The sequence below is a fragment of the Mucilaginibacter sp. P2_A5 genome, assembly GCF_056404995.1.
The window spans coordinates 69,961-82,631 of the sequence record NZ_JBFUCY010000034.1 but is presented as its reverse complement, the minus strand read 5'-3'; the positions used below and the strand labels follow the sequence as shown (position 1 = coordinate 82,631).

General features: G+C 42.4%; 11 protein-coding genes. 5 read left to right on the top strand and 6 right to left on the bottom strand.

Going from position 1 to position 12,671, the window contains the following annotated elements; translation table 11 throughout:
* The 3 genes from AC1DXF_RS24390 to AC1DXF_RS24380 form a co-directional block, all read left to right on the top strand.
* On the top strand, positions 1-275 hold a 275-nt coding region (locus AC1DXF_RS24390), incomplete at its 5' end, for a hypothetical protein (RefSeq protein ID WP_477451315.1).
* A 64-nt stretch (positions 276-339) separates the two neighbouring features.
* Entirely contained in the window at positions 340-1,029 is a 690-nt protein-coding gene (locus tag AC1DXF_RS24385; protein WP_477451314.1) for a hypothetical protein, read from the top strand.
* 42 nt (positions 1,030-1,071) lie between these two features.
* Positions 1,072-2,052 (top strand): glycoside hydrolase family protein, encoded by a 981-nt coding sequence (locus AC1DXF_RS24380; protein WP_477451313.1) that lies wholly within the window; start codon positions 1,072-1,074, stop codon positions 2,050-2,052.
* A 57-nt stretch (positions 2,053-2,109) separates the two neighbouring features.
* Here the strand turns inward: AC1DXF_RS24380 and AC1DXF_RS24375 are convergent, their stop codons facing one another.
* Positions 2,110-3,192, bottom strand: coding sequence for an acyltransferase family protein (locus AC1DXF_RS24375; RefSeq protein WP_477451312.1), 1,083 nt, complete (start codon positions 3,190-3,192; stop codon positions 2,110-2,112).
* A gap of 128 nt (positions 3,193-3,320) precedes the next feature.
* On the opposite strand from AC1DXF_RS24375, the gene AC1DXF_RS24370 reads away from it, so the two are divergent.
* Positions 3,321-3,554, top strand: a complete 234-nt coding sequence (locus AC1DXF_RS24370; protein WP_477451311.1) for a hypothetical protein — start codon at positions 3,321-3,323, stop codon at positions 3,552-3,554.
* Positions 3,555-3,569: 15 nt separating this feature from the next.
* Positions 3,570-3,821 carry a hypothetical protein gene (locus tag AC1DXF_RS24365; RefSeq protein WP_274212202.1) on the top strand — a complete coding sequence of 84 codons (252 nt, stop codon included), beginning with the start codon at positions 3,570-3,572 and terminating at the stop codon, positions 3,819-3,821.
* A 77-nt stretch (positions 3,822-3,898) separates the two neighbouring features.
* Here AC1DXF_RS24365 and AC1DXF_RS24360 read toward each other — a convergent pair whose 3' ends face one another.
* From AC1DXF_RS24360 to AC1DXF_RS24340, 5 genes are all read right to left on the bottom strand, one after another.
* Positions 3,899-4,972, bottom strand: coding sequence for a glycoside hydrolase family 76 protein (locus tag AC1DXF_RS24360; RefSeq protein ID WP_477451310.1), 1,074 nt, complete (start codon positions 4,970-4,972; stop codon positions 3,899-3,901).
* A 61-nt stretch (positions 4,973-5,033) separates the two neighbouring features.
* Entirely contained in the window at positions 5,034-6,194 is a 1,161-nt protein-coding gene (locus tag AC1DXF_RS24355; RefSeq protein WP_477451309.1) for a glycoside hydrolase family 76 protein, read from the bottom strand.
* A 63-nt stretch (positions 6,195-6,257) separates the two neighbouring features.
* Positions 6,258-7,394, bottom strand: coding sequence for a SusE domain-containing protein (locus tag AC1DXF_RS24350; RefSeq protein WP_477451308.1), 1,137 nt, complete (start codon positions 7,392-7,394; stop codon positions 6,258-6,260).
* 40 nt (positions 7,395-7,434) lie between these two features.
* A complete protein-coding gene (locus AC1DXF_RS24345) occupies positions 7,435-9,066 on the bottom strand; it encodes a RagB/SusD family nutrient uptake outer membrane protein (RefSeq protein ID WP_477451307.1) in 1,632 nt (543 codons plus the stop codon).
* Between the two features lie 10 nt (positions 9,067-9,076).
* Positions 9,077-12,466, bottom strand: coding sequence for a TonB-dependent receptor (locus AC1DXF_RS24340; RefSeq protein WP_477451306.1), 3,390 nt, complete (start codon positions 12,464-12,466; stop codon positions 9,077-9,079).
* Positions 12,467-12,671 lie beyond the last annotated feature (205 nt).

Genomic DNA, 12,671 nt, shown 5'->3' with positions numbered 1-12,671 from the left:
ACTTTAAAGACTTAGAAATAAAAGCAAACGCAACTATGCTTACACCTGTCAAAGCTGTAAAGTGTCAAGCAGAAGAACTTAAACAACGAGATAAAGCTGCAAATGATTTATTTGGAACGGCCGTTTCAACGGTTAGGCAACCTATTGAATCCCTATTTAATTGGTTGATTGAAAAAACAGACCTGCAAAGAGCAAGTAAGGTCAGGTCTACCAACGGGCTGCTCGTACATGTATTCGCCAAAATCGCCACCGCTTTCATCTATCTTATTTTTTAACCCTTGATTCGCATTACTACTTGATACCCTTCCCAAATCAACAATAGAACTCCAAAACAAAAACATGGCTCAATTTACATTCACAAACAACACTTATGCCGGCGAAGCGCTGGCCGGGTTCATGGCAAGCACGCTGCTGGAAGCCGATTCTGTAAAGCGTGGACTGCTCACCGTTATTAACGACGTTAAAGCACGCAAGGTAATACTTGATGTGGACGACGATGTGGTACTGCAAGACCCATCAGGTATATTCCACGACCAGGGCACCACTGCCCTGCAAACCGAAAGCTACCTTGACCCCGTAGTTTACGAATTCATGAAACAGGAACAATGGGACAAGCTGGCCCAAAGCTGGGAAGCCCAATCCCTGAAACCCGGCGCCTTTATGGATTACGAAGGCATTGTGGATCTATCCGACTTTATGGTGCAGCGCTATTTAACCAAAATACAGGTAGCCAACGAGCGTCTGTATTGGCTGGGCAAAGGATCAACTAAAGAGGCGACCTTTAGCGCCCCATTCGCCGGCTTATTACCAACTATTGCTGCGGCATCGGGCGTATACAAAGTAGGCCTGGGTAAGCCAACAACATCTATGAGTGCTACAGCTATCAGTGCTTTCGGTGTGGTTAGCGTAGCCGATACCTCTACATTAGCCGATGGCGATGTAGTAACCGTTACCCAGGTTACAGGTAACAGCAAGGATACCACCAATGGCGGTGCGGGTATTGATTTACCAGGGCAATCATGCTTTTGACGCTGCATTAAGTGCTTTATTTACAAATTTAGGACGTTAATCATGAGCATTTTAAAATACTTGTTGACACTTGGTCTGCCTGCAAAGTTGAGGTATAAGTTTAAGCCGTTGGCCGGTTTACCTAAGTTACTACCGTCTGATGTCGATGGCAATACACAAGGAGTATTAGAAACATCTGTTATAGTTGAAGATGATGGTAGTGTAAAAATATATTTCACCAAAGGTATGGGCGATACCTCGAATGTTATATGTATGGCTACCGCTACAAGTTTGGACGCCGATTGGACTGTAAACCCAACGCCTATTATAGGTTTGGGTGCTGGTGGTGCGCCATCTGATAGACAAGCACACAGTTCGCATGTTTTTAAAGCCAGCGGATTTTATTACTGCACGGCTACCAATGGGTATGGTTTTGGTTCACCAGGCGAAGATCGGTGCTTATATCTATACAAGTCTGTTGATGGAATTACTTTTACCGATATGGGTAAACTTATTGATAAATCTGCAATTCCAGGTAGTTCTGGTTTTGGTAATAGTTGCGTAGAGCCGATTTTGGTTAACGGTAAATATGAGATGTTACTGGAGGGCAACGGGGGAGGTGTGTGGAATGTGCATCGTTTCAATTCAGATAATATTGAAAGCGGATGGACGCATGTTAATGCACTTCCGGGGTTACAAGTAGTAGCTGGCGCGATGTATGGCGGTACTGATTTATTTTACAAAAACGGACTGTGGTATATTTTTTATCATTATGGAGCTGCGGAGGGTAATTTACCCACTTTATTAGGGTTTGCAACCAGTACCGATCTCGTATCTATTACAAAAAAAGAGACTCCGCTATTTGGAATTGAGGCTAAGCCGTACGGCGATGGTACTGATCAGATTGCCGATCCATTTATAATTGAGAATAATGGCAAAGTGTTTTTGCTTGCCGAGTACGTTACTAACTCTCCTGTTGTAAAATCAGAGATTTGGATTTGGGAATTTAACGGTACATTGAATCAATTGTTCGCTAATATTTAAAATTAAGAAATCTAAAGCTGCTTTTTTTTATTGGTGATCGGTTCGTTTAAAGCATATTTAAAGGTGCTCTTTAATTAGCTTCCTTCCAACTTTTTGCATAGGCAGTTCAATTGTATAATAAAGTATTGTTGATAATCCAACGCTTAATATAAGCACTAAAAAATAATTTAAGAGAAAGTTGGCAAGTGCCAACGGTTCATTTTTCGAAGGTAAAAGGTTAACAATTTTAAATTTATTGATAAAATAGATCACCGCCCAATGTGATAGGTACAAAGTATAGCTGATAGTCCCGATGTAATTAAAAGCCCTTTTAAATAAAAAACGAGGATGCTTATCATGCAAGGCTATAACCAATACTAAAAAGGCTAAGCCAAAGCAAAATATTTGTGGCAATAATTGCTCTTGCGGGATTGAAAGCCCAATAATCAAAACAATGAAAGATATAGATAGCTGTTTTGCTGAAATTTTAATATTTCCTTTGTCATAGATAAGGTAAAATAAAACTATGCCCAAAGCGAACACCGGCAACTGATTGGGGAGGTATAAAAACAAATACTCACCCCATAATCTATAATCGCTTATCATACAATAGCGGCTAAACAAGAAGAGCAATGCAAATCTTATTGCCAAAGTAATGAGCGTAAAATTTATAGCCTGGTGAATGCTTTTAATCCGCATAAACAAGAGTGGTAATAGGCAATAAAATGCCACCTCAATAGCTATAGACCACCCACCCGGCACAATGCTGGTAATCCAATAAGGGCTAAAACCATTTATAAAAGTAAAGTTAGATAGAATGTTAGCGGCTGAAATGTACTGCGCGTCACCCAGCCAATAACGCGGGCCAAAACCATCTTGCCACAAATAATAAACTATAGCAACATAATACAATGGTGCTATTCTGAAAAAACGTCTAACAAAGTAATGTCCTAAATTAACACCACGTTGGCTAAACGATAAGAACAGAGTAAATGCACTAAGCATGTAGAACAATTGCACACCACGTGCCCCATTGTCCATTATTGATAATATATATGGATGAAGGTGTTCTGTGCCCGTCGATTGCTGTTTTACATGTACTACTATAACAGATAATATAGCTACTGCTCTTAAAATAGTGATATAGTCCAGTTTTTTCACATTCAATCGTAAATATCAAATTTTAAGTTCAAAGTATTACGAGTGGAGTTTTATTTTTAGCAAGCGCTTAAATAACCCCATTCCCCCATAGCCTATTTTAAATTAAGGCTAACTAAACCATCCCAATTATGGAAAAAAAATATTCGTTCTGGGAACGTATCACCGGTGATACGCCCTCATTTTTTAAAAAAGTTCAAATTTTAGGCGCGGGCCTGGTGGCTGTTTCTGTTTCGTTAACAGGCATTGGCATTGTTCCGGTTGCTGTAACGGCTATAATGGCTGCCGTGGGCACAACCATGGGCGCCATTGCTCAGCTTGCAGTAAAACAGCCTGAACCCGATATCTCCGCTCCGGAAAAATAATTAATTCAACCAGTTATGACAACACTCGATCAACGTGAAATCAGGGGGATCACCCTAAAAAACATCACCGTCACTATTATCAGCACCATAAGTATTGTTGTTTCAGTGATGACAACTTACTTCCAGTTAAAAGGCGATATCCGGGATGTGCGGTCAACACAGGAAACTCAAAACCGGGTTAACGAAATCCGCCTCAAAGTTCTCGAGGGGGAAGTGGCTATCCTGCAACAGGAAGTGAGAGAACTAAAAGACAACAAAAAATCGTGACATGAAATGGACACAAAATAAACACATGTCCATTTTTTTAACAAAAATGAACATATGTTGAACATAGCTGGCTATAACTATAATTTCAGATTATTCAGCCGGGAATAAATCTCCAGCATAGCGGCCTGGTCTATCAATGATTTTACTTTTTTTGGCCCTAAGAGGTTTTGATCATCTTTTTCCTGGGCCCAGGTACGATTGGCATCGTCTATCATGAACTGTAATTGGGCTTTGTTTTTGTCCACTTTATACAATTCAATGTATCCCCTAAGCAATACGGCGTTAAACCAATAGTTGCCCGGTAAGCGGCCGTTACCGTAAAAATGTTTTTCGGCGGCTTTAGCCACCTTTTGTGCATCGTTGAGGTACGTTTTGTCTTTGGTAATATTATATAACATCACGCCCGATTGCAGCATTGTCCCCGCGTTATAAGTATAATAAGCCGAATCAACTTTCATAGATGGTACCCTCACGGCGTCATAATAAACGCCATTGGGCGATAACAGCTGTTTTTTTGCCCATTTGTAAGTAACAATAGCGGTATCCAAATAAGCTTTTTGATGGGTAGCCTGGTACAATTGCAATGCCACCAATATAGCCGGACCATTGGAGCAGGTATTTTTCCCTTTCTTATCGCCTTCTACCCAATAAAAGCCGCCTCCACCAACCATATCATGGCCCGATAACAGGAATCGATAGATCATTTGAGAAGTTTCCAGGTAATCCTTTTTATGATTGCGCGCATAGGCATCCATCAAGGCGATGGCAATCCATTCGTTATCATCATAAAAACGTGAATCAACTTTTTCTTTAACTACCATAGCCTGGTAAGCCGGCACCGGTGGCTTAGTAGAATAATACTGATCAATGGCCTTCATAACCGGGGCTATGTATTTTTTTGAAGAGTTGCCGGCCTCCATTTCATTGGCTGCCTGCACCATAGCGCATAAAGGCCACAAAAAGGAGTGATTGCCTTTATTGGCCGCGCTATCATTGGTCTCGAAGTACAGATTTGCCTTTGCATCATAAAACCTGTCATAAATATTTTTATTAATGATGGCAATACGTTCTTTATAATCTGCAGTAGTTTGGGCGGTAGTGTTCCAAACTATTGCCAGGCAAAAGCAAATGGTTAATATTATGTTTTTCATAGGTATAAGCAGGGTCAAAGTGAATACCTTCCGGCATTAATTCCGGAAGGTATTTTCAAAATTAAAACTTACCGTCGGCTTTTAAGGCTGCCGCGGCTTCTATCATCATTACGCCACTTAACTGTGTGGTTAAATCGGTACTGCCTGGTGGCAGGCTTTTCCAATCGGGGCTTACAAAAAGTGCTGGCCGGCTAATGCCTTTGGTGTATAAAGTTTGGGCATTAAATTTCAAAAACTTAATAAAGGCATCACGGTCGGTTGAGTTTACGGCGGGCTCTTTTATCAGCAGGGCAAGGTATCTAACCAAAATACCTTTAAACAACCCGCCATCGCCCTGTCCTTCTGATTTTAGTAAACCACCGGGCGAAATATCCGTGTCGTTAATGGTAGCCTTGGCATTGCGTACCGCATCGGCAAGGTAATCGGCATTATTGGTTACATGATAAAGCTCAAGCGCGGCCCCCATATAAACGCCCTGGTTATAGGTGAATTTGTTTTTGCTGATCTGCCCGTCGTGGTTGCCATTAATACCATCCCAAATGATGCCGCTTGATGGATCAACCAGCGTAGCGCTAAGCCAGGTATAAAGACTTTTGGCCAATGTAAGGTCCGCGTCGTTCTTTTTCAATGCATACAAACGGCAGGCAAATATAATAGCGGGCGCGTTGGCGGGGGTATTCTTATAATCCAGCTGCGATTTGCGCCAGGCTATGCCACCTCCCTGGTTGCTGTTTTGGCCGGTTTTGATATCCGTCCAAAGTATATTCGCGGCATCCAGGTAATCGTTATCATTGGTTGCTTCATAAGCGCGCAGGCTTGCAAGGGCCAGCCACTCCATATCGTCATAATATTCATTTTGATATTTGTTCCCATTGGTAATGCGTGTGCCGTTCAGCAATGATTTCATCCGCTGTTTGTAAACCTCGTTTTTGGTGCGTAAAAAGGCATCGGTAAAAATATCCAGCGTATGTGCCTGGGGCCAGTAGTTATAGTTGGTGTTGCCTGCGTTATTTTGTACAAAATAGTTGCCGTTGGCCGATAGATAGGTAATGTAGGTTTTTTCCTGTAACGAGTCGGCAGTGGCTGCGTATTTGTAATCAACCGTTGCTGTTTTATTGTTGGGATAAAGCGGAAAAGGCTTATCCTTTAAGCACGATGTAAGCACAAGCGGTATCAATGCTGCAAATGCCCATTTCTGTATATGTTGGGTTATGATCTTCATAAAGTGTGTTTTAAATTCTGTACCGGTAAAATGATTACCGGCGCAGAATTGATAAGTTATTTATTACTTAACGGTAACAACATGGGTATACGCAAGTACATCTGCGCTCCAGATAATTTTAATGTCGGCTTTACCGTTATCGGCACGGTGGTCAAATTTAAAACAGTAATCATACTGTGAATTGTTAACCGGCACCATGTAATAATAGGATGCGGCGGTGGTTGCGGTAGCCGGGCTATTATCTGAATTGGTACTGCCATAGTATTGCGTTGATGTTGTACCTGCGGCATCTTTAAGCGTAAACATAAATTTATAACGCTCATCCCTGCCCCATGACTCCTGGTGAAACACGATGGATGCGTTATCAATTTCCCAACTGCTGCCACCAACGTATGGGAGGTTAAACCAGATTTTATTATCGGCTGCAAACCATAAACCTACCGATACAACTTCTGTCATTGCAGCCGATGCGGTAGTAAAGTCAACCACTACCCGCTCAACTTTGGTAGCGCCGGTAATAGTAGTACTGCCATCCTTTAATAATTTAACGCCATCAATTGAATAAGTTGCGGGCGTGCCTGTATTCCGTTCGGCAAAATGAAGTGTTCCTGCTTTTAATGAAGTATATGCTTCAAAAACACCGGTTGAGGTTTGTTTTAAATGTACCGCTTTACTCAGGTCATCACCGCCTTCGGTTGCAGTTCCTGTAATATACAAATCGGCAGGAATTTCGCTAAATCCAGGCGCGCGCTGCACTTCAATAGTGCGCGATAAGCTGCTTTTTTGTACGTTGATCCCTTTTGATGACATTACCGTCCATTTTAATTTACCGGTTTCCTGTGGTTGGATGCCTGCCAGGTCGGCAATTTTGTTCAGGTCTTTAAATGAAATGGTTAGTTTATTATATAAGCCATTGCCATCAGATGGCATGGTATAAATCGGTTTAGAAAAATCGCCGGTTGTTTTATCAAAGGCTACTTCATACATCACCAGGCCATTATCTTCGGCTTGTGCCTGTTCCCATTCAAACGATGCCGAGCCGGAAGCCGGTTCAAGCTTGATAAATTTGTTATCAACAGGCGCAAAAAAGTTTTTTACTGCCGATACCTGCGTATGGTTAAGGGTTTTATCCTTTTTACAGCCAGATACAATTATTAATGCCAATATGCCTGCCATAAGGCAGAAAGTAATTTTTTTCATGATCTTAATTGATTATAATATTTTATAAATAATTATTGAACTACCAACCTGGATTTTGTGTAAGATTTGGATCGACAGCGCGTTCGTCCCTCGGAACCGGCCACAAATAAGCCTTGCTTTTATCGAAGCTGCGCAAATTGGCCCTGATGTATCCGTTATCTACGGATGCCGGCCCAAACTTAGCCCCATGCGCCCAGCCATTCAATACCACCTCAGCAGTTTTCCACCTGCGGATGTCAAAAATGCGTAAGCCTTCCATAGCCAACTCTATACGACGCTCGTTTCGAACAATGTTACGCAGATCGGCCTGGGCAGCGCCACTAAAATTAAGCGCGGCGGGGTCGGTAAAACCGGCACGGCTTCTTAAGGCTTTGATGGTTTTGTCCCATACGCCGCCATCCAACTGGCCCAATTCATTTTTAGCTTCGGCATACATCAGCAACACATCGGCATAACGGATAAGGATAAGGTTTAAACCCGACTGGAAATTTACGGCAGATGTAGGGTCGTAATATTTGCGGATATAATAACCTGTTGGCGAACTCACTTTACCGGGTGCATATTCATCCAGTTTATCCGTACCGGGATCAGATCCGGGTTTGGTATAAATAGTTTGGGTACTGCCATCAGGTTTTTTCCATTTGTATAAATTGTAAACCAAAGTATTGGTCATCCGAGGATCGCGGTTTACATATGGGTTGTTCTCGTCGTAGCCAGATCCTGCATCGGAAATCTTTCTGCCATTGGTCATCAGGTAGCTGTCAACCAATTCCTGTGTTGGGGCAAGTGCGTTCAGGCGTGCACCAACTGCAAGCGGGGCAAAATCAAAAAACTGGCTGTAAGTTTTAATAAGCGGTACAAATTCCAGGTCGAGGATTACTTCGCTGTTGTATTCGTTTTGTGGTAAAAACACGCCTTCGTAAGATGGGAACAAGCTGTATGTGCCATTGCTATTGTTGTTAATCAACTTTTCGCAGGTTGTTGCTACATCCTGCCAGCGGCTGTCATACAAATAAACCCTTGCTTTAAGAGCTATAGCCGCGCCTTTAGTTATCCGGCCCCTGTCAGCAGCGGCGTATGCAGTATTTACCGGCAGTGCGGCGGATGCGTCATCCAATTCCTTTAGCACAAAATCAATTACCTGCGCTTTTGGTGTGCGGGCAATGGTTTTAGCATCGGCTATAGATATATCCTTATCAAACAAAGGCACATCGCCAAACCAGGTTGCCAGTTGAAAATAGTGATAGGCGCGGATAAATTTAGCCTCGGCCTTCATGCGGGCTTTAAGGGTGGCGTCCGTTGATGTTACCCTATCTACATTCTCTAAAAAAATATTACAGGTTTTGATACCTGAATAATGATATTGCCATTCCTCTTTAATACGCCCCAGCGAAGGATCGTAAGTTCCGGCTGCAAGCGACGCTACTCCATTGGCATCGCCACGGCCATTGTAAGCATTATCGGATGCACCTTCGTTGTAAAAAAAATAATCTGAGCGAAACATTTGCGAATACGCTGTATTTAACACACTGTTCGCTTTTTCGGTAGTTGTCCAGAAGTTGATATCGGTAAACTTATTTACCGGTGCCAGATCGAGCTTTTTACAGGCTGAAACCATTACAGTTAACAGGGCTATAAAAAACGCGATTCTATATGTCGTTAATTTCTTCATGTATAATAAATTATAATGTTACATCAATACCAAACCCATAATATACCGGTGTTGGATAGGCCCTGCCGCTATTGGCACCGCCCGCCTGCACGTTACCGTTAAATTCTGTCGACTCAGGATCAAGGAATTTCATGCCCGAAAAGGTTAGGATGTTTTGGCCCGAAACGTAAGCCCTTACTTTATGTGTACCTATGGCCCTGGCCACACTTTGCGGTAATGAATAACCCAGGGTTATGTTTTTAACGCGCAGGTACGAACCATCGAAAATGTACATATCAGATCCGCGCCTGAAGTTGTTGGTGTTTGACTGGCTGCCGGCAGCAGCAAGGCGCGGATAACGGGCATCAGGATTCTGAGGGGTCCAATAGTCCAGCTGGTGTTGATAAATTACCTGCGAGTAGTTGAAATGGAAGGGCTCAACCTGCTCGCCACGCACAAACATGCTGCGCTTACCTACTCCCTGCATAAACAGGCTAAAATCAAAGTTTTTATACGTTACATTATAGGTAAACCCGAATGTTAAACGCGGGAAACCATTGCCTAACACAAACCTGTCGTTATCATCGATTACTCCATCCTTGTTAACATCCACATAACGGTTATCGCCCGGCGAAACAGTTAAACCGGCAGGTTTTGGCCCGTTAACAATATCGTTAAGGTTTTGGAAATAACCGTCGCGTTTTAATCCAACGTATGAGCCAATTGGCAACCCAACTTTGTTAATCACCTGCAATTCATCATAGGTTTTTATCTGGTCGCCGCCTTCAAGATATAATACTTTATTTTTAGTATCGGCTACGTTAAATGAAAACGAATGATTGAAATTTTTGCCTGACAGGCGGTAGTTAACCGTTAGTTCCCACCCCCTGTTTTGGACCTTACCTGCATTATAATCAGGCAGTCCGGCGCCAAACACACCCGGCACTATTGGTGGCAGCAAAATATCTTTTGTTACTTTATTAAAATAATCGGCAGAGATAGTTAGCGTATTTTTCAGGAAACCGGCATCAATACCCGCATTAAACGTAGCAGCACGCTCCCATCGGATATCCGGATTGGCAAATGATATGGCTGCACCGCCAACGCCGGCATTATTAAAGCCATAAGCATTCTGGAAGGGGCCATAGGTACGCTGATATTGGTAATCGCCCACGTTTTGGTTACCCAAGATACCGTATGATGCCCTCAACTTCAGATCGCCATAATGATCGCGGTAATTTTGCATAAAGTTCTCTTCAGTAATACGGTAACCTACCGACCCCGACGGGAAGAATGCGTTGCGATTTTGCGTATTGAACTTTGACGAAGCGTCAATCCTGAAATCGAACTCGCCATATATCTTATTTTGATAGTTATAGCTGGCGCGACCAAAGGCGGAATTCAAACTTGTTTCCGTGGTATTATTATTGGTGTTTGACGATGCCGGATCGATTATGGTACCCGTTGTTGGTGTCCCCAATTCAGGATCGGTATATTTCAGGTAAAGTTTGTTACCCTGGTTAGTAGTCGACTCATTGGCCACACCAATAAGCACATCTACATTATGCGATTTATTGAATGTTTTTGTGTATTGTGCAATTACCTGTGTATTTAAAAATAGGTTTTTATTGTTTTCGTCGTTGGTATTTCTGTCGGCGCCATATGTTCCTTTCGGGAAATAATCAACCTCTATCACCCTGCCAAACATATGGTTTGATAATAATGTACCGCCAAAAACACCTTTCAACTTAAAGTCTTTGGTGATTGCCAGTTCTGCATTTAAATTACCGAAGATGTTATCATTATCGCGTTTGCGGTAACCTCCCGCTTCTAAAATCCCCAGCGGATTAAACTCTGTTAATACATCATTGGTGAGATACCTGCCCTGATCGTCTTTTATCTTATAGTAAGTTGGCGTTCTGCCTGCGTCAACAATAAGGGTTGATGTGTTGTAGGAGTGTTCTTTAATTTCCGTACGCGAATAAGACAGGATACTGGTCAGTTTCAGTTTACCGTATTCGGTACTTAGGTTCATGCGGTAATTGTAACGGCGCAGGCCATAATTAGGTCCAACCAGGTTGCTCCGCTGATCTGTAACCCCTGCCGATACCAGGTATGATGATGATGAATTACCACCCGTTAGCGCAAGGTTATGATTTTGCAATACTGCGTTTTTCAAAATAGCATCCAAAAACCATTGCTGATCGCCTGCTTGCTGAAAATTACGGATATCCTGCGGGCTATAAATCGGCTGCAGGCCTGCGTTCACCACCGCCTCGTTCCTGAGGATAGCGTTTTCATAACTGTGAACAGGTTTGTAACCTACGTGAGGTTCCTGTACACCACCCTGGCCGTTGTAGGTAAGTTGCGTATTGGAATTTTTCTTTCCCTTTTTGGTGGTGACCAATATTACGCCATTTGCCGATCTTGATCCATATATGGCGGCGCTGCCGGCATCTTTCAAAACAGAAACACTTTCAATATCCTGCGGGTTAAGCAAATTTATATCGCCGCCGGTAATACCATCTATTACTACCAGCGGGCTGTTATCGCCCAATGTACTAACGCCGCGAATGTTAATGTTTTGATAAGCGCCCGGCTCAGAGTTGGTTTGTTGGATGATAAGGTTTGGCGATGTACCTTGCAAAGCCTGCGTTAAATTAACAGATGGCTTGCCCTCAATGGCCCGTGATGAGATCTGATCAACAGCGCCAATAATATTGGCCCGTTTTTGGGTACCATAACCAACCACAACTACTTCATTTAATGAGGTGCGTTCGGGCGAGAGCTGTACATTAATGGTGGTTTGATTATTTACAGGTATTTCTTTTGACGAGTAACCAATAAAACTAAATACCAGTACGTCATCGCTGCCAACATTAGCTAAAGTAAAAGTTCCATCTGCACCGGTAATGGTACCCGTGGTAGTCCCTTTTATTTTGATGCCCACGCCCGGAAAAGGTAAACCTGTTTCGTCGGTTACCTTGCCCGTAATTTTTATGGGAACCGGCGGCGCCTGTTGTATACCACCGGTACTGCTGTCTACCTCAGTTTTTTCATCGATGACAATTACATCATCAATAATTTTATAGCTAAGGTTAAATGGAGTTAGCACCTCATTAAGCACCGCTTTAATGCTTTTATTTTTGGCGTTCACCGTTACCCTGAAATCCGGCTTCAGCACATTATCCGCGTAAGCAAATTTAATATGTTTATCGGCCGAGATCTTATCCAGTGCGTCGGTAAGCCTTGCGTTTTTGAGTTTCAGTGTGACCGAAATCTCCAAAAAGCGTTGGCCAAATGAATCATTTGCTACCGCCGAAAGGCACATGAAGCAAACAACAAAGCAGGCGAGCGAGGTAAATTTCATTAATATTAATACATAACGAACTACTCCATTTGAAAATAGAGATATATTCATAGATTTGAGATAATTAAAGTGTTTGAAATTGAGTGCTTTGTTCTGAATTGGACCTCGAAACGTTGCACTTATTAATACGCTGCATTTTAGTAACCCTGTTCAAATCCCTTTGATCAGGGTTTTTTTATGTATTTATGTTGTCATGCTCTTCTATTTAGGTTAGCTAATAATTGGTTATATTTTGGATGAATTGGTTTATTTTATT